Origin of the sequence: Kocuria sp. SM24M-10 (assembly GCF_001027955.1) — a bacterium.
GTDB classification, from domain to species: Bacteria; Actinomycetota; Actinomycetes; order Actinomycetales; family Micrococcaceae; genus Kocuria; species Kocuria oceani.
Genome location: NZ_LDNX01000077.1, coordinates 1 through 16,897, shown reverse-complemented (window position 1 = coordinate 16,897; position 16,897 = coordinate 1). Strand labels below are relative to the sequence as shown.

19 protein-coding genes, 1 tRNA gene and 1 pseudogene are annotated in these 16,897 nt (G+C 71.9%); 5 read left to right on the top strand and 16 right to left on the bottom strand.

Translation table 11 applies throughout. The features are described from left to right. From ABL57_RS09175 to ABL57_RS09110, 13 genes and pseudogenes are all read right to left on the bottom strand, one after another. Positions 1 to 188, bottom strand: a pseudogene (locus ABL57_RS09175) (L,D-transpeptidase); the annotation flags it as partial. Between the two features lie 146 nt (positions 189 to 334). Continuing rightward, a complete protein-coding gene (locus ABL57_RS09170) occupies positions 335 to 3,205 on the bottom strand; it encodes an FAD-binding and (Fe-S)-binding domain-containing protein (RefSeq protein ID WP_047803158.1) in 2,871 nt (956 codons plus the stop codon). A gap of 85 nt (positions 3,206 to 3,290) precedes the next feature. Continuing rightward, positions 3,291 to 3,617 (bottom strand): 2Fe-2S iron-sulfur cluster-binding protein, encoded by a 327-nt coding sequence (locus tag ABL57_RS09165; protein ID WP_047803157.1) that lies wholly within the window; start codon positions 3,615 to 3,617, stop codon positions 3,291 to 3,293. Positions 3,618 to 3,718: 101 nt separating this feature from the next. Next, on the bottom strand, positions 3,719 to 4,552 hold the full coding sequence (locus ABL57_RS09160; RefSeq protein ID WP_047803156.1) for a thioesterase family protein: 834 nt from the start codon (positions 4,550 to 4,552) through the stop codon (positions 3,719 to 3,721). Between the two features lie 319 nt (positions 4,553 to 4,871). Next, complete coding sequence (locus ABL57_RS21810) at positions 4,872 to 5,315, bottom strand: hypothetical protein (protein WP_152683336.1); 444 nt, start codon at positions 5,313 to 5,315, stop codon at positions 4,872 to 4,874. A 257-nt stretch (positions 5,316 to 5,572) separates the two neighbouring features. Next, positions 5,573 to 6,721 (bottom strand): phage major capsid protein, encoded by a 1,149-nt coding sequence (locus ABL57_RS09150; protein WP_047803154.1) that lies wholly within the window; start codon positions 6,719 to 6,721, stop codon positions 5,573 to 5,575. Positions 6,722 to 7,009: 288 nt separating this feature from the next. Beyond that, a complete protein-coding gene (locus ABL57_RS22295) occupies positions 7,010 to 7,372 on the bottom strand; it encodes a hypothetical protein (protein WP_047803153.1) in 363 nt (120 codons plus the stop codon). Between the two features lie 17 nt (positions 7,373 to 7,389). Further along, positions 7,390 to 7,740, bottom strand: a complete 351-nt coding sequence (locus ABL57_RS22290; protein WP_053004857.1) for a WhiB family transcriptional regulator — start codon at positions 7,738 to 7,740, stop codon at positions 7,390 to 7,392. Further along, the gene (locus tag ABL57_RS22285) at positions 7,737 to 8,009 is read right to left on the bottom strand and encodes a hypothetical protein (RefSeq protein ID WP_047803152.1); all 273 of its coding nucleotides are present in this window, start codon (positions 8,007 to 8,009) and stop codon (positions 7,737 to 7,739) included. Before ABL57_RS22285 ends, ABL57_RS22290 begins: the two co-directional genes overlap by 4 nt. Further along, positions 8,006 to 8,209: a hypothetical protein gene (locus ABL57_RS22280; protein WP_047803151.1), complete on the bottom strand. Its 204-nt coding sequence runs from the start codon at positions 8,207 to 8,209 to the stop codon at positions 8,006 to 8,008. The genes ABL57_RS22285 and ABL57_RS22280 overlap by 4 nt, the downstream gene beginning before the upstream one ends. An 80-nt stretch (positions 8,210 to 8,289) precedes the next feature. Next, a complete protein-coding gene (locus ABL57_RS20705) occupies positions 8,290 to 10,797 on the bottom strand; it encodes an AAA family ATPase (RefSeq protein WP_053004856.1) in 2,508 nt (835 codons plus the stop codon). An 86-nt stretch (positions 10,798 to 10,883) separates the two neighbouring features. Further along, positions 10,884 to 11,066, bottom strand: coding sequence for a hypothetical protein (locus tag ABL57_RS09115; protein ID WP_047803150.1), 183 nt, complete (start codon positions 11,064 to 11,066; stop codon positions 10,884 to 10,886). Continuing rightward, positions 11,063 to 11,266 carry an AlpA family transcriptional regulator gene (locus ABL57_RS09110; RefSeq protein WP_047803149.1) on the bottom strand — a complete coding sequence of 68 codons (204 nt, stop codon included), beginning with the start codon at positions 11,264 to 11,266 and terminating at the stop codon, positions 11,063 to 11,065. Before ABL57_RS09110 ends, ABL57_RS09115 begins: the two co-directional genes overlap by 4 nt. 98 nt (positions 11,267 to 11,364) lie before the next feature. Here ABL57_RS09110 and ABL57_RS20700 point away from each other — a divergent pair, with 98 nt between their 5' ends. After that, the gene (locus ABL57_RS20700) at positions 11,365 to 11,829 is read left to right on the top strand and encodes a helix-turn-helix domain-containing protein (protein WP_053004855.1); all 465 of its coding nucleotides are present in this window, start codon (positions 11,365 to 11,367) and stop codon (positions 11,827 to 11,829) included. 4 nt (positions 11,830 to 11,833) lie between these two features. After that, positions 11,834 to 12,982 carry a site-specific integrase gene (locus ABL57_RS09100; protein WP_047803148.1) on the top strand — a complete coding sequence of 383 codons (1,149 nt, stop codon included), beginning with the start codon at positions 11,834 to 11,836 and terminating at the stop codon, positions 12,980 to 12,982. A 50-nt stretch (positions 12,983 to 13,032) separates the two neighbouring features. Here the strand turns inward: ABL57_RS09100 and ABL57_RS09095 are convergent. Both ABL57_RS09095 and tadA read right to left on the bottom strand, forming a co-directional pair. After that, positions 13,033 to 13,122, bottom strand: a tRNA-Ser gene (locus ABL57_RS09095). Positions 13,123 to 13,151: 29 nt separating this feature from the next. Further along, entirely contained in the window at positions 13,152 to 13,673 is a 522-nt protein-coding gene (gene tadA, locus ABL57_RS09090) for a tRNA adenosine(34) deaminase TadA (protein WP_047803147.1), read from the bottom strand. Between the two features lie 95 nt (positions 13,674 to 13,768). On the opposite strand from tadA, the gene upp reads away from it, so the two are divergent. The 3 genes from upp (at position 13,769) to ABL57_RS09075 (ending at position 16,370) form a co-directional block, all read left to right on the top strand. Further along, positions 13,769 to 14,404 (top strand): uracil phosphoribosyltransferase, encoded by a 636-nt coding sequence (gene upp, locus ABL57_RS09085; RefSeq protein WP_047803146.1) that lies wholly within the window; start codon positions 13,769 to 13,771, stop codon positions 14,402 to 14,404. Positions 14,405 to 14,911: 507 nt separating this feature from the next. Beyond that, complete coding sequence (locus tag ABL57_RS09080) at positions 14,912 to 15,736, top strand: winged helix-turn-helix domain-containing protein (RefSeq protein ID WP_047803145.1); 825 nt, start codon at positions 14,912 to 14,914, stop codon at positions 15,734 to 15,736. Between the two features lie 94 nt (positions 15,737 to 15,830). Next, positions 15,831 to 16,370 carry a histidine phosphatase family protein gene (locus tag ABL57_RS09075; protein WP_047803144.1) on the top strand — a complete coding sequence of 180 codons (540 nt, stop codon included), beginning with the start codon at positions 15,831 to 15,833 and terminating at the stop codon, positions 16,368 to 16,370. A 227-nt stretch (positions 16,371 to 16,597) separates the two neighbouring features. On the opposite strand, the gene ABL57_RS22275 is transcribed toward ABL57_RS09075, so the two are convergent. Beyond that, positions 16,598 to 16,897: hypothetical protein (locus ABL57_RS22275; protein WP_047803143.1), on the bottom strand; the 300-nt coding region annotated here is incomplete at its 5' end.

The following is a 16,897-nucleotide window of genomic DNA, read 5'->3' as shown; positions in this document are numbered from 1 at the left end:
GCGTCGGCGCCGTCCGCGGGTACGCCGCCGGACGCGGCCGGGGCTGCCGCGGCGCTCCCGCTCGTGGTGGGGGCGGCGGCGGAGCCGGCCTGCTCCGGCTGCGCGGCGCCGCAGGCGGTCAGCGCCAGGACCGAGGCGAGGGCGAGGGCGCCCAGAACGGGGCGGGCAGCGGGGGAGAGCGAAGACATGGGGGGGATATCCTCCTCGTGCGGACGTCGTGGCGGGCCACGCCTTGAGGAGGGGGCCCTCCCAGGGCCTTCATTCTAGGCAGGGCCACCGACACCCCGGCCGGACGCGTCCGCCGCCGGGACCGGTGTCGCGGCCGGGGCGGGGGCTACCGCTCACCGGCCTCCGCCGGGGGCAGCGCGGCCCGCATCACCTCGGCCAGGTGGACGCCGTCGGCGCCGGTGCCCTGGGCGATCTGGGTGCGGCAGGAGAAGCCGTCGGCGAGCACGATCGTCCCGTCGGCCGCGGCGCGGATCGCGGGGAACAGCTCCCGCTCGCCGAGGGTCTGCGAGACCTCGTAGTGGCCGGGCTCGAAGCCCCAGTTGCCGGCGAGGCCGCAGCAGCCGCCGCCGACCACGGCGGTGTCCACGCCCAGCTTCGCCAGCACCTCCAGCTCGGGCCCGTAGCCCAGCATGGAGTTCTGGTGGCAGTGCACCTGGCACACGGCCTCGGCGGGACCCGCCTCGGTGGCCAGCTCCCGGAAGGGCCACGGTCCGCCCTCGGCCAGGTGGCGGGCCGCGAACGCGCCGATCGTCGTCGTCAGCTCGGAGACGCGCCGGGCCCGGGCGTCGCCGGGAAGCAGCTCCGTGATCTCGTCCTGGAGCATCACCGTGCAGGAGGGCTCCAGGCCGATGATCGGGTACCCGGCCTCCAGCAGCGGCTCCATCACGTCGAGGGTGTCGCGCAGCACCTTCTGCGTCATGTCCAGCTGCCCGGTGGAGTGCCAGGTGAGCCCGCAGCAGACGTTGTCCATGGGCAGCAGCACCCGGTAGTCCATGGCCTCGAGCACCTCCACGGCGGCCTTGCCGGGGGCGTCGGCGGCGAAGTTCGTGAACGTGTCCGGCCACAGCACCACGGTGGGCCGGCCGTCGGCGTCGTCGCCGGGGCGGCGGGCGGCGGACCGGCCGCGGAACCACCGGGTGAGGGGCTGGTCGGCGAAGGAGATCATCCGCCGCTTCGGCTCGATCCCGCCCAGGCGCTTGGTCAGCTCCTCGACCGCCCGGTTCGACTCCAGCAGGTTGATCAGCCGGAAGGAGAAGGGCACCTTCTCCACGATCCGCATCAGCAGCGGCATCCAGCCCATCGTGAACTGGGCCATGGGCCGCCGGTCCCGGCCCAGGAAGGAGAGCAGGCCGTGCCGGTAGTGGTGGTGCAGGAACTCGGCCTTGTACGTGGCCATGTCCACGTTGACCGGGCACTCGGTGGCACAGGCCTTGCAGGACAGGCACAGGTCCAGGGCCTCGAGGGTCTCCTTCGACTTCCAGCCGTCCGTGATCGACTCCCCGCGCAGCATCTCGGCCAGGGACCGGGCGCGGCCCCTGGTCGAGTGCACCTCGTCGTGGGTGGCCTGGAAGGACGGGCACATGGCGCCCACGTCCGAGCGGCAGGAGCCCACGCCCACGCACCGGTTCACCGCACTGGAGAACGATCCGCCGTCGCGGGAGAACGCGTGCACCGGCGTGAGCTCGAACGTCCGCGCCCCGGGTCCGGGACGGATGCCCTGGTCGATGGGCTCGGGGTCCACGAGCACGCCCGGGTTGAAGAACCCGTCCGGGTCGAAGACGCGCTTGAACTCCGCGAACGCGGCCAGGGCCTCGGGGGAGTAGATGGTCGAGAGCAGCTCGGAGCGGGCGCGGCCGTCGCCGTGCTCCCCGGAGACCGAGCCGCCGTAGCGGTGGACCAGCGCCGCGGCGCGCTCGATGAACGTGCGGTAGGTCGCCATCCCGGCCTCGGTGCCGAAGTCGAAGGAGATGCGGATGTGCACGCAGCCCTCCCCGAAGTGCCCGAAGGGGATGCCGGTGAGGTCGAGCTCGTGCAGCAGGTCGTAGAGGTCGCGCAGGTACTCGCCCAGCCGCGCCGGCGGGACCGCGGAGTCCTCCCAGCCCGGCCAGGCCTCCCCGCCCTCGGGCAGGCGGGTCACGATGCCCGCCCCGGCCTCGCGGATCCGCCACAGCGCCTTGGCCTCGGCCGCACCGGAGACGGTCACGGAGTCCACGACGTTCTCGGGCACCAGACCCGGCAGCTCCCGCGCCCGGGCCTCGGCCTCCTCCAGGGTGTCGGCGCCCACCTCGCAGTAGAGCCAGCCGCCGCCGCGGGGCAGCTCGCCGCCGGCGCGCTCCTGGCCGGGGCGGGTGCGCAGGGCGTCGAGCAGGTCGGAGCCCATGCCCTCGATCGTGTACACCCCGGGCACCCGCAGCTTCGGGGCCGCCGTCGCCGCCTCGAACGCGTCCTGGAAGCCCAGCACGGCCAGCGCGGTGTGGGCCGGCTTGCGGACCAGGCGGACGGTGAGCTCGGTGATGATCCCGCAGGTGCCCTCCGTCCCGGCGAAGGCCTTGGCGGTGTCGAAGCCCTTCTCCCCGAGCAGGTAGTGCAGCCCGTACCCGGAGACCTGCCGGGGGAACTGGCCCAGCTCGGTGCGCAGGATGGCCAGGTGACGGTCCCGGATCCCGGTCAGCGCCCGGTCGATCCCCGGTTCGGAGGTCCCGCCCCGGTGCAGCTCGACCTCCCGGCCGTCGGCGAGCATGACCGTCAGCGAGACCAGGTTGTCCGCGGACGTGCCCCAGGCCACGGAGTGGGAGCCGCAGGCGTTGTTGGCGACCATCCCGCCGACCGTGGCCCGCGAGTGCGTCGAGGGGTCCGGCCCGTAGGTGAGGCCGAACTCGGAGGCCGCCGCGCGCAGCTGGTCGCAGATCACGCCCGGCTGGATCCTGGCGGTCATCGCCTCGGGGTCGATCGACAGGATCCGGTTGAAGTGCCGGGAGGTGTCGATGACCAGGCCCTCGCCGATCGCGTTGCCCGCCACCGACGTCCCGCCCCCGCGCGAGACCACCGGCCAGCCGCGCTCGTGCGCGAGCACCAGCAGCTCGCGGACCTCCTCCACGCTGCGCGGCTCGGCCACCGCCGCCGGCAGCCGGCGGTAGATCGACGCGTCGGAGACGTAGGCGGCGCGCGTCGTGAGGTCGTCACGGATCTCGGTCATGGGTCCACTTCCTGCGCGCCGGCGACGCCGGTCCGTCCGGGGGCTGGTCAGAGTCGGGGGTGCCGTCCCCGCGGGGACGGGCGGGTCACCACTCGGGGGCGATGGTGACCTCGGCGCCGTCGAGGTCCTCGGACCACTCGACCTGGCAGCTGAGCCGGGAGGTGTCGTGGCGGGTGTCGTCGAGCATGTCGAGGAGGTCCTCCTCCTCGTCGTTGATCTCGTTGGCCTTGGCGAAGGAGCCCTGGTCCAGGTAGGAGTGGCAGGTGGAGCAGGACGCGTTGCCGCCGCAGGTGGCGAGGATCGGGTACTTGTGGCGGGTGAGGGCCTCCATGAGACTCTCGAAGTCCTTCCACTCGACGCCCTCGGTGCGGTTGCCCTCGCGGTCGATCACGGTGATGTTGATGCTGCTCACTTCGATGGCCTCCTCGGGGCGTGGTGGCCCCTGGTCTCGACGTCGGAAATCCCGCCGCCCATTGTACGGTCGCGCGGCGGGCGTCCCGGACGGGAGCGGGCTCAGCCGGCGGCCGGCAGCGGACGCACGGTCAGGGACTGCGCGACCTGGCCGAGGTAGCCGGCCTCGTCGTGCAGCGCGGACTCGGTGAGGCCCACCCCGGTGGGGCCGAAGGTGACGTGCGTGTCCAGGCCCACCCAGGCCGAGACGGGCTCCCGCACCAGGTGCACGCCGAGGTCCACGTTGGGGAAGGCCAGCTCGTCCGGACCGACCCGCACGGCGATGCCGTTGGCGGCGTCCACCGCGGCGAGGAACTGCGCCGTGGTGGAGGCCTCCTCCCCGGCGACGACGGCGTGCGGCGCGCGCAGCCACATGGCGGCCCGGCCGGGCCGGTGCTCGCGCACGGTGCGGCCCTCCAGCGAGGCGATGTACCCGCCGGGCCACCGCCCCGTCATCGTCGTGGGCGCGGCGCTCGTCACGGGCGGCAGGGCCTCCTGGTGCGTCCCGGCGACCGCGGCGGTCCCGCCGCGGACCAGCCGCCACACGCTGAGCCGGATGCAGGAGCGGCCGCCCTGGCTCATCGTCGCCTCGACCAGCTCGATCGTGCGGCCCGGGCGGACCACGCGCGTGGTCACCTCGACCTCGCCGCCGGGGATGAAGCCGAGGATGTCGAAGGAGAACCGCGAGGGCAGCAGGTCCGCGCGGGGGTGGTCGACCTCCACCGCGTGGGCGAGCAGCCCGGAGGCGGCGCCCATGTGCTGCTCCGCCTCGTTCCACGCGCCCTGCGCGTGCAGGGTGGAGCGGAAGCGGGTGGCGTCCAGCCGCACGAAGTAGGCGTCCGGGTACTCTTCCCCGTCCGTTCCCAGGTGTCCTACTGCCTGTGCCGACGTCGTCATGCTGCGCCTCCTCCTCTCCCGCCCGCCGGACGGCGGGCTGTGACCGGCACCACGGTAGCCGGTGCCGGCCGGCCCGCCGGCGGCGCGAGGCGCGGCCCCGCGGCGGCGGACGGCGGCCGGGCACGCAGAAGGGCCCCGCTCCCGGAGGAGTGGGGCCCTTCTCGACTGGCGGTGACGGAGGGATTTGAAACCCCTCAGCGCCCCGCGTCCCAGCCGTCCGCCGCGGAATGACGCAGTTTCCAATCACTGCACATCACGCCGGATGTGCCTGATTCGTGGGCGAGTGTGGGCAAAATGTGGGCACGGCGCGGAGGGGCGGTCAGTGGCGCTCCGCCACCATCCGCTCGAAGTCCGCCTCCATCATCTTCCGCGCCGCCGCCCGGGTCGGGGAGTCGTTGGCCGCCACCTGCTCGCCGCGGCGACGGCGCGCCCGGTCCTGCAATTCGCCCAGGACCTCGAACGCCTCGGAAGGCTCCGCCGCACGACGACGGGCCTCCTCCGCCTCCGCGGCGGCCTCGGCCCTGGCCGCCTCCCGTGCCCGCTCCGCGGAGCGGACCCTCAGGCCGGAGAGAACCTTGTCCAGGCGGCCGGCGGCCAGGCGCACCTGCTGGAGCACTCGCTCCGGGTCCCCGCCTCCCGCCTTGGCCGCGTCCACCTGCTTCGCTAGCTCCCGGGCGAGGAGGACCTCCGCGGCGTCCTCCGGCCCCGGGGCCAGCTCCCTCAGCGTGGCCTCCACAGCGCCCCGCGTCGTCCTGTGCCTCATGATCTGCCCCTTCCGGCGGTTTGTACCTGCTACAAAAAAGTTGCCTCGATGTCCCCGATCGCGCGGCATGCTACCGGAGCCCCCCGTAGCCGGGGACCGTGCTTCAACATCCTGAGGCCCCCTACCCCTCGGTAGACCCCGGATGCGACCGGAGGCCGGCACCCTCTCGGATACCGGCCTCCACGCCGCTCAGGTGACCAGCCGTGCCACCGTCTCCACGACGGCGAACACGACGGCCAACAGCCGGCGCGGGATCATCACGCGGCCGGATCGGTCAGGGTCACCTTCACCACGGCGGCGGCCTGGCGGAGCATGGTCTGGAAGCGACCCTCCACGCGGAACTGCATCTGGTTGCGGACGAACAGGTCCCCAGGCTGTCCCACCTTCACCTCGAGCGGCTGGGTGTGGGCGAGCGCCACCTGTGCCGGGTCCAGGACAACGCCCGTGTTGGGCGCCAGTCCCACGGTCAGGACGACGGGCACGCCCCACAGGGTGCGGTTCGCCAGGTCCACCGGGGAGGAGCCGAGCACGTAGTCCCCGCCGGTGGTCGTGGCCGTCTCGATCGCTTCCCAGTCGGTCGGGTGGAGGCCGATCACGCCGGCCGTGTACCCCTGGACCTGGAGGCGGGTCAGGGCGGTGCGGAGCCGGTCGATGGGCCGGCCGCCTTCCGCGAGGACCTGGACGCCGGTCGCGTTCAGGACGCCGGCCAGCTCCGCCGTGCCGCCCGCGCCGGTGAGGAACTGGTCCTCCACGGCCCGGTACAGGCCGTACAGGAGTTCGTTGGACAGGACCTCCGAGACGGAGGGGACGTCCGTCAGGAGCATCTCGTCCACCGGCTCGGACAGGTGGGCGACCACGCGCGTCTCGTCCTGCACGCGCTCCAGGCCGATCGTGCTCGTGGGCTTCACGGCGCCGGGGGCGACCACGGCCGCGTTCAGGGCGCGGGAGGTCTGGCGGAGGTAGCTAACGAAGCGGTCGGGGAAGACGACGGTGGGCACGGCCTCCATCAGGCTCGTGGTCTGCTGGCCCAGGGTCGCCGTGTTGGACACGGTGAGGGACCCGTCGTAGTTGCCCACGGCGAGCGCCTTCGCCTGGAAGGCGTCCGTGTTGGCCTTCATCTTCTCGGCCAGGTTCCGGGCGGTGGCGCGGATCCCGTCCTTGGTGATGTAGCCGCGGCCGTCCTCGTTGCCGGACTTCCGGCCGGTCCCGGCGAGGAAGCGGTTCAGCTCGTCGCCCTTCTTCCGCTCCTCGGCGGTCGGACCGGCGGCGGCCTTCGCGTCGCGGGCGGCCTTCAGTTCGCGGCTGACAGCCTCCATCCGCTCGGCCTCGGTGACGGTGAGGGTCCCGTCGTGGTGCTTCTGGACGAGGGTCTTCGCCTCGGCCACGAGCTTGTCGATGGTAGTCATGATGGTTCTCTCCGATCAGGTGGGCGCACGGCGGATGCGCGCGTGCGCGCTGTTGCTGTGTGGTCGCAGACCTGCGGAGTCTCGGCGGCGGCCTCGACGCCTTGCGGCGGAGGACTCGCGGCGGAGTGCCCTGTCTGTGTGCCTTCCGGCCTGGCCGCCGGGGCGCTTGGTCCGCCTTGGTCCCGGTGACTCCTCGGCGTTCCTTGCGCCCGCGGCTGGCGGGACCTTTCGGCAATGTGTCGGGCGGGGCGGACTGTGAGCTTGCTACCCCGGCCCGACGCTTACAGCCTACTCCGCGGGGGGTCGCGGTTGACGGTCGTCGTCCTCGCCCAGGAGCGCGGCGAGGTCCGCGTCCAGGCCGGCGGCCTCGAGGGCGGCCTGGAGGCCCTGGTGGGCGTCCCTGACGAAGGCCGCGTCCAGGCCGCGGAGGTCCACGCCGTGCCCCTCGGCGGCGAGCTTGCAGAAGCGGGAGCCCACGTCGATCAGCGCGGCGATGAACGCGGAGGAGGCGTCCGGGTCCCGGTCCCGCATGGCCTCGCGGAGCGCCTGACGGGACAGGTCGAAATTCCCGGAGGCCTCGCGGGTGATGATCCGCATTGCTCGCCAGGTGGCGAGGGCGCGGACGGTGTTCGCGTGGTCGTGCTGGTTCATGGTCTTGCTCCTGTCTCTCAGGCGGCCCGCACGGTGCGGGTCCGCTGTTCTTGTGCGCGCCGGCGGGCGCGCTTGATGCCGGCCGGCGTGAGGCCGCCGTACGCTCCGCCGTCCTCGCCGGCCTGGACGGCGTAGCTCCGGCACTCCTGAAGCGCCGGGCAGTCCTCACAGAGGAGGGCGGCGACCTCGAGCGTCCCGGTGTCGTCGGCGGTCCAGGCGGGCGCCTCGGGGCCGCGGCACGGGACGATCAGGCCGGCGGCCTGGGCGGCGGCCAGGGCGGCCTCGAGGTTCTGGCGGGCGGCGCCGTGCTGGTTGCCGCGCTTCCAGATGGGCGTGGAGTCGTGGGCACCGGGCTTGCGGGCGGTCACGGCCGGCCACCTCCCTCGGGGTACGGGCCGTACAGCTCCCGCTCTAGCTCCAGCATTAGGTCCATGAGGGCGCGCGCCTCGGCGTACTCCCCCGTGTGGATGAACCCCCACACGCCGGCCACGCCTTGCCCGACGCGCTCCGTGTAGTCGTCGGCGTCTCGCATGACCTGGTACCAGCGGACCCGCTGGGCGGCCTCGGGGTCGTTGTAGTGGTCCGGGTCTAGCCGGGGGAGCTTGCGGGGGCGGCGCTCCAGGTATCGGCGGCTCATCGGTTCTCTCCGTTCTTGAGCTTGAAGGGGGGTGTCTGTTCGCGGGCCTCGGGGTGCCGGTCCATGAATTCACGGGCCTCACTGCTGAGTGCCTTGTGGAATGAAACGGCCAGGAAGTGCGCGCCGTAGCAGTCGCCTCCCAGGACGTCCGCGAAGTAGGCGCGGAGGAGCGGGTGGGCTTCGGGCTTGCTCGGTGTCATGGCTAGTTCTCCTTCTCGTTGGTGTGGTCGGCGCGGAGGTTCGGCCGGTTTGGTGCTGGGACCCTGACTCGGAGGGTGAGTCAGGGTCCTGACTCCCCTGACTCACCCTGACTCCCGCATGAGTCAGGGGTCTGACTCATGCCTGACTCCCTCACAGACCCGGCCTGACTCCCTGACTCCCCCCCTTTAGGGGAGTCAGGAGTCAGGGTCAGGGTCCCGGGCACCACCAGCTCCGCGCCGTTCTCTCTGTAGGGCTTCAAAAGTCGGTAAGGCTGGTTGCTGGAATGCCGGCTAATGTGGCCGTCCTGCTCCAGGTGGAGGATCGCGGCGTCTACGTGCTTCGACCCGCCGGACACGAGGGAACGAATCTTCGTCTTGGACAGCTCATACCCTGGCGCCAGCTCCAGTGCCCGTGAGACGCGCTCCATGTACCCGGTCGGCCTCCAGCCGTTGGAGTGGTTGCCGCTGTTTACGGCCCCGCCTAGGTGGCCCTCCGGCGCCTGGAGGACGTAAGACGTCTTCCCCGGCTCCGTGGAGTCGATCACGGCGCGAGCGGCCTCCTGGGAGCGATCACTGGCCCGGTATGCGCCGGAGACGGGACGGACCCGGCCGGGACGGTCCTTCCCTACGCGGAGGGACAGGACGCCCACCATGTCGACCCCCAGCGGGGACTTCACCTCCACCGTGTAGGACGCTCCGGTGAGGTAACTCATCTTGGCTTGCGCTCCGATCGCGAACCGGCCGCGGCCCTCTGTGGCCTTCGTGACGTGATCGACCACGGCGACGGCTGCTCCGGTCCTCGCGGCGATCTTCCGGGGGACGTTCCGGCCCCAGGCCGTCACCTCGTCGTTGTCCACGGACGAGACTCCGAACACGGCGAAGGCTTCCGTTACGCCGTCAATCACGGCGAGGTCGAAGGGGCGGGCGAGGAGGGCGCGCCACGCGGCCGTTTCCTTACCGTTGACGATGGGTGTCACCTCGGGCCGCCGGTAGGACAGTCGGCGCGCCCGGAGGGCCTCCGCGGGAGCGCCCAGGGCGAGCATCCGGGAGACGACGGTGCCCTGGTCGGACTCGAAGTCGAGGTAGAGGACGGTTCCGCCGGCGGCGAGCACTCGGGCGGCCTCGGCCTGGAGGAGGAGCGACTTCCCGGACTCGGATTCCCCGATGAACGCGTGGACCATGCCGCGGTACAGGAGGCACGCCCCGTCCTCGCGCTCCATGAGGGTCGCTTCCGGGGAGGTCCACGTCCCGTCCAGGACGGCGGAGAGGTCCAGCTCGTCCCAGGTGGCCGGCGGCTCCTCCTCCGCGCCCTCGTCCGTGCCCTCCTGGGCGCTCGGGATGCCGTCCAGGTCCAGGAGGTCCTCCTCGTCGTCCTGGACGCTCTCCGGGGCGCTCGCGGCTTCCTGGGCTTCCTCGTGGTCCAAGGTGCTCAGCGTGGTGAGGGAGTGCAGGGTGGCGGGCGTGGAGTGCTCGCGGGTGAGGCCGGCGAGCGCGCCCAGCTCCTCGTCGGTGAAGACGGACGGCCGCCCCTCGAGCGGGTCCCCGTAGCCTTCCCGGCGGAGGCGGCCGGCGAGCGCGGACATGCTCTCCCCGGCGTAGTGCGCGGCCACGTAGGCCTTCGTCAGCGGGACCTCGGCCTCCAGGTCCGTGGAGGTGCTGAAGACGTAGAGGCGGGACGCGCCGTCGTCGTTCGGCCGGTCGGTCGTGGCGCTGATCTGGCCGCGGTCCTTGCCGGGCCGGAACCAATGCCTCTCCCCGTTGCCCTTCGTGTAGGCGTGCGTCCACCCGTTCGGGACCAGGATCGTCTCCCAGTCCGTCACGCGGTTGTAGTGCTCCACGGGCGACTCCCCGTCCCCGTAGGCGTCCGTCCGTCCGGCCGTGTCCGTCCGCGGAGCACTCCGCGCCGGCGGCTCCGGCATCTCGTCCAGGACCTCGTGGAGGACGGCGTGGAAGGCTTCCCGCTCCTCCACAGTGAGCACGGCGGGGAAGATGGGGCCGCCGGAGAGTCGCCTCCAAGCGCGCCCGGTGGAGTGGTGGGAGCCGTCCGTGGGCGCGAGGACCACGAAGCCGCCCTCCCCGCGCGTCTCCGCGAGGACTTCCACGATCGGGCGACCCTTGTCGTCCTCGCCGGCCGGACGGCGAGCTATCTTCGTGTTCCCGGGGAGCGGTTCGCCCACGGGGACCTCGAGCCGGTAGAGCCAGTGGACGCCGCGGCTTGGCGAAATCTCGAGCCAGCCGGCCTGGAGGCGCTTCCAGAGGAGGGCGAGGCCGGCGGCGCGCATGGCTTCCGCGATCGCGGGGAGCTGTCCGGCGGCCCGCCCCTCAATCTCGGTCAGCTCCACGCCGCCGGAGACGGTGCCCATGATCGCGCCTACGCCTACGCCGGCGGCGAGGCGCTCCGGGGCGAACCAGGCGGCGAGCTGCTCCTCGGTGGGGCGGCGCCCCTGGAGGTTCTTCCACTGGACGGCGGGCCTCTTGGTTCCCGGCTGAACGGGGAGGGCGGCGAGGCCGGCGAGGGCCAGCTCGTCCACTGCGGCGCTGATCCCGGCCCCCACAGGCGGGACGGGCGCGGTATCCTGGTTGTACATGAGGACGGTTCTCTTTCTCTTGTGCGGCGCGCGGCGGCGTCGCTGACGGTTGTTCCCTGTGAGTGGGGGCGGTCGTTCGGGGTGGTTCAGGAAGGCCGGCGTTCGGTGAGGCGCCGGCCTTCCGCACGTCCGGGGGCGCCCTGAGTGGTGGGCGCGTCGAGGGCGCGGAGCTGCGCCTCGTAGAGCAGGACGAACGCGGTCTGCCCGTAGCGGTGGGCGCGGGCGATCGCGGCGAGGAGGTCGCGGCGCCGGTCGTCGGCGGCGTTCACGCTGCGGTCCCGGTCATGGTGCGGACGTTGGCCGCGATCCACGCCGTCACGTCGGACTCGCGGTAGAGGACACGGCGCCCCACCTTCACGAAGGCGGGACCGGTCCCGCGGTAGCGGAACTGCGCGAGGTTGCCGGTCGTGGTGCCGAGATAGTCGGCCAGCTCGGCGGGGGTCAGTAGCTTGTCAGTCGGGGCGTTCATGGCAGCTTCTCCATCGTGTATGTCGATATGGAACCAACATGAATGATGATCCACCGGCGGGGTGGTGTTGTCAACTGTTGTGATGAATACTGTTCGACATGGAAGATGAATCAAGCGAGCGGGACCCCAACGCGGCCTTCGGCGTAAAAGTGCGCGAGCTGCGAGAAGCCCACGGCTGGAACCAGTCAGAGCTAGCGCGCCGCATGGTGGAACGCGGCTGGGACAAGTACTCGCAAGTGGCTGTGAAGCGCACGGAAAACGCGGAGCGCGCCGTCCGTCTGGACGAGGCCCTCACGCTGGCCTCTGTTCTCGGCGTGCCCCTGTCGGCGTTGCTCGGTCAGGGCGGGGAGGGTGGGGACGTCGAGCGAGCGCTCCAGATCGGGGACCGGATCAGGGACCTTCAGGGCGAACTCGTGGCGAAGGCGCACGAACTGGAGCGGGCGCGGACAGCCCTCCAGGCCCTCCCGCCGGACACGCTGGAGAGCTTGCATCCGCTGGACCGCGCGTTCGTGGACAGCGCCCTGTGGACGCCCTTGCAGGTGCTCGAGCGGTGGGATCAGTAGAGCAGTGGCGACCATTGAGAGCTACGCGACGAAGGCCGGAAGGCGCTACCGGGTCCGCTACCGGACCCCGGACCGCCGACAGACGGACAGGCGCGGCTTCACCACGAAGCGGGACGCGGAACGGTTCGCCCGGACCGTCGAAGTGTCCAAGGACCGCGGGGAATGGATCGACCCGGCGGACGCCCGCGCCACTGTGGGAGAACTGGCCGGCCCCTGGCTGGACGGCAAGCGGAGCCTGAAGCCGTCCAGCTTCCGGCCCCTGGACGCCGCATGGCGGGTCCACGTCGCGCCCCGGTGGGCAGCCGTCCCCGTGGGCGAGGTTCGCCCGTCCGACGTTCAGGCGTGGATCACGGCCCTATCCACCGGCGACGAGGCTGCGGATCCGCCCGTGAAGCCGAAGTCCGCGACCACGGTCCTCCGCGCCTACGGGGTCCTCGCCGGCATCCTGGACGCCGCCGTGAAGGACCGGCGCCTCCTCGCCAATCCGGCACGGACCGTGGACACGCTCCCGCGGAAGACACGGAAGCAGCACGTCTACCTGTCCCACGAGCAGGTCCACGCCGTCGCGGACGCCGCGAAGTACCCGGTCCTCGTGCTCGTCCTCGCCTACTGCGGCCTCCGGTGGGGCGAGGCCGTGGCGCTGAGAGTGAAGGACGTGGACCTTCAGCGCCGCCGGCTCACGGTCCACGAGAACGCCGTGGAAGTCGGCGGACGCATCCACGTGGGCACGCCCAAGGGTCACCGGGCGCGGACGGTCCCGTTCCCGCGGTTCCTGGGGGAGAGGCTGGCCGGGCAGCTCGAGGGAAAAGCGCCGGCGGACCTCGTGTTCCCTGGCCCGGAGGGCGGGCACCTGCGGACCGCTCGCGTCCACGCGGACAACTACTCGTGGTTCGCTTCAGCGCTGGACGCTGCGGGCGCCCCGCGGATCACGCCGCACGATCTGCGGCACACAGCGGCGAGCTTCGCCGTCTCGGCCGGGGCGAACGTGAAGGCGGTCCAGCGGATGCTCGGCCACTCCTCGGCGGCCATGACGCTCGACGTCTACGCGGACCTGTTCGACAGGGATCTGGACGCCGTGGCGGACGCGCTAGATCAGGCCGTTTCACGGTCGAGTGTGGGCAGGATGTGGGCAGACGACGCGGCCCAGGCATGAGAAAGGGCGTTACTTCCGCGGAATACCGGGGGAGTAACGCCCTTCTCGACTGGCGGTGACGGAGGGATTTGAACCCTCGTTGGCTTTTACACCAAACATCATTTCGAGTGATGCACCTTCGGCCGCTCGGACACGTCACCAGCTCGCAGTACTGTACCGGCTGGCACGCTCAAGCGCCAAAAGCCGCCGGTCCGGCGTCCTCGCGCCCGGCGCGCCGGTGCCCGGCGAAGAAGTCGAGGAGCAACCGCGAGCACTCCTCCTGCAGGACGCCCCCGGTGACCTCCACCCAGTGGTTGAGCCGGCGCTCCCGGAGCACGTCGAGCACGGAGCCCGCGGCCCCGGCCTTGTCGTCCCACGCGCCGAGCACCACGCGGGGCACGCGGGCCAGGACGATCGCCCCGGCGCACATCGCGCACGGCTCGAGGGTCACCACGAGGGTGCAGCCGTCGAGCCGCCAGGCGCCCCGGGCGCGTGCCGCCTCCCGCAGGGCCAGGACCTCGGCATGGGCGGTGGGGTCGCCGTCGGCCTCCCGGCGGTTGCGCCCGCGGCCGAGCACCGTCCCGTCCGGGGCGACGACGACGGCGCCGATCGGCACGTCCTGGGTCTCGAGGGCGGCGCGGGCCTCCGCGAGGGCCAGCCGCATCCACTCCTCGGCGCGGGCCTCGTCCCGGGTGCGCGGGGGCAGTGCCATCCTGGTCCTCTCCTGATCCTGTGCTGGTCCTCGCCCGGCGCTGCTCCGGACGGGGCCCGGCGGGGGCCGCGGGACCCCGGTGGTAATTTTGGTGCATGCGAGTGACCGTTCTCGACCACCCTCTGGTGGCGCACAAACTGACCGTCCTCCGGGACAAGAACACCACCTCCCCGGTGTTCCGACTGCTCGTCGAGGAGCTCGTGACGCTGCTCGCGTACGAGGCCACCCGGGGCGTCCGCGTGGAACCGGTGGAGATCGACACGCCGGTCACCCGGACCACCGGCACCGGGCTGTCCAAGCCGCGGCCGCTCGTCGTGCCGATCCTGCGTGCGGGCCTGGGCATGCTCGAGGGCATGACCCGCCTGGTCCCCACGGCGGAGGTGGGCTTCCTGGGAATGGCCCGCAACGAGGACACCCTCGACATCATCACCTACGCCGAGCGACTGCCCGACGACCTCACCGGGCGCCAGGTCTTCGTCCTGGACCCGATGCTGGCCACGGGCGGCACGCTGCGCGAGGCGATCAAGTTCCTCTACCGCCGCGGCGCCGAGCAGATCACGTGCGTCTGCCTGCTCGCGGCGCCCGAAGGGCTGGCCGCCCTGGAGGAGGAGCTGGGGGACTCGGAGGTGAACATCGTCCTGGCCGCGAGGGACGAACGGCTCGACGAGAATGCGTACATCGTCCCGGGGCTCGGCGACGCCGGTGACCGCCTCTACGGCGTGGTGGACTGACCCCCGACCCGGAGATCCCGCGGATCCGCCGCCACAGAGGCCCGTCGACCCGATCGACGGGCCTCTGCCGTCACCGGACGCGTGTGTCCGGATACTGAGATGGACTGGTGAACGCATTCGGCGTCTTGACAATGGCGGCAGGTTATGCCTGTGACCTGTGTGACAGGGTGCCGACCGCCCGTAGTGCTGGCTTTCCGCGGTTTCGTCCCCTGCAGCGGGGCCGGAGGGAAGGTGAAGAGCGTTCATTTTGGTGGGCGGCCCGGACTGCTGTCCTGCGTGTCTCACATCCTGAGAAAGTGTCAGGATTATTACTTGCGAGTTCCCGGGGCCTGATGGACCATGAGATCAACGCCACTGTCAGGGATCTGTCAGCTTCGCGGGGACGGTCTCCGAGAAGTCCGAAGCCGGTGATCCGGGAGCTGGAAGTGGTGGGGTCGGTCCGAGGGGCGGAGCGGCCCGGGTGGACGGGAGACGTCCATCGCACGACGCAGAGACGAGGGGCACCAGATGCCAGGTACACCGGGATACGTGCACATTTCTCAGCGCACCCGCACGAGTGAGGCCCGCGGTGCCCGCCGTCCGGCCGCGGCTCCCGGGCAGGTGCCGGGCGCGCCCGCCGACTACCGCAGCCTCCGGAGCACGCTGGGGGCCATGCCGGCCGCGCCGGGGGAGCAGCCGCTGCCCACTCGTCTGGAGCGCGAGGCGGCGCCGCGGCCGCAGGTCCAGGAGAACGAGGCCCGCGGCTTCGTGATCTACGTGGGCCTCAACGAGGAGACCGCCGCGGCGAACGGCACCTCGCTGGTCAAGATGGTCCAGAGCATCCGGGCCTACGCCCAGCAGCTGGTCCCGGAGGCCGACTCCTACGCCGCCGTGGCCCTGGCCCCGGCGAACACCACCGGCAGCGACCTGGAGGTCGTCCGCAACGCCCTCGGCGACCCGACCTCCGGGACCGTGCGCCCGACCGCTCCCGCGGCGCCGGCGCCGGCGCCCGAGACCAAGACCAACCAGTCCACCGGGGTGCTCATCGACCTCTCCCGGCGCGAGGTCTTCCTCGACGGCGGACTGCTCAACCTCACCTTCAAGGAGTTCGAGCTGCTGAACTACCTCGTGGAGAACGGCAGCCGCACCGTGGGCCGCCACGAGCTGCTGCACAGCCTGTGGCGGGACTCGGAGGAGGTGCCCAACGAGCGCACCATCGACGTGCACATCCGGCGCCTGCGCTCCAAGCTCGGCCGGCTCGCCAACACCGTGCGCACCGTCCGCGGTCAGGGCTACCGCTTCTACGAGCACCCCGAGGTCGTCGTGTGGGCGGCCCCCGAGTACTCCATCTGATTCCCGTCCGGTCCGTGCAGGCCCCGGTTCCTCCCCGCGGTGCGGGGGTGCCGGGGCCGCCCCATGCCGGTCGGGCACGTGGCATCATGAACCGATGACCCGCCACGACCGCAAGAAGCTCGTCCTCATGCGCCACGCGGAGGCGGAGCACCCGTGGGGTGTGACCGACCACGACCGCCCGCTCCACCGGAGCGGGGCGCAGGACGCCGCCGCGGCCGGCCACTGGCTGCTGGCGCAGGGCCACGTCCCGGACATGATCCTGTGCTCCAGCGCGCTGCGCGCCCGGCAGACCTGCACCTGGGTGTGCAGCGTCCTGGGCGACCTCGCCCCGACCGCCCGGCTCGACGAGTCGCTCTACGCAGCGCCGGACGCCCGGATCATCGCGGCCGTCAACCACGTGCCGGACACCGTGGAGTCCCTCCTGCTCATCGGCCACCTGCCCGGCCTGCGGGACGCCGCCCTGCGTCTGGCCACCCCGGACTCCGACTACGACGCCGTGATGGCCCTCGCCGACGGCTGTCCCACGTCCGGGCTCGCGGTCCTCGAGGTCCCCGGCTCCTGGGCGGAGCTGGACGGCGCCGCCGCGCGACTCGTGGACTTCACCGTGCCGCGGCCCTCGCCCGGGGACCGGTGAGCGGCACGGCCGCAGCCCGGCCCACGTGAGCGGCACGGCCGCAGCCCGGCCCGGGTGAGCGGCGGGACCACCGCCGGCTCGGGAGCGGGCCCCGGAGGGCCGCGCCGTTGCCTCGTGGACGTGCTGGGCCGACCCCTGGGACTGCGGCGGCACGGCCGAGGGTGCCCGTCCGCCGGACGGGCACCCTCGGTGGTCACATCACTGGCTCAGCTGCGGGAGCGGGGGTCCTAGTCCTCGTCCTGCTCGAAGAGGACCTTGACCCACTTCTTGTCGACCGTCTTGACCGTCTTGTCGGTCTTGTCGGTGTACTTGGCGTCGCGGTGGTACTTGTGCCAGTCGCCCCCGTCGGCCTTCTCCTTGGCGATGGAGGCGGCCTTCTTGAGCTCGACGTCGTCGTACTCCTTGGACTTCCACTCGCCGTGGTGGCGGTACTTCACGACGACGTCGACCTCGCCGTTCTTGCGCTCCCCGTCCTCGTCCTGCTTGAAGAGGACCTTGACGTCCTTCTTGTCGACCGTCTTGACCGT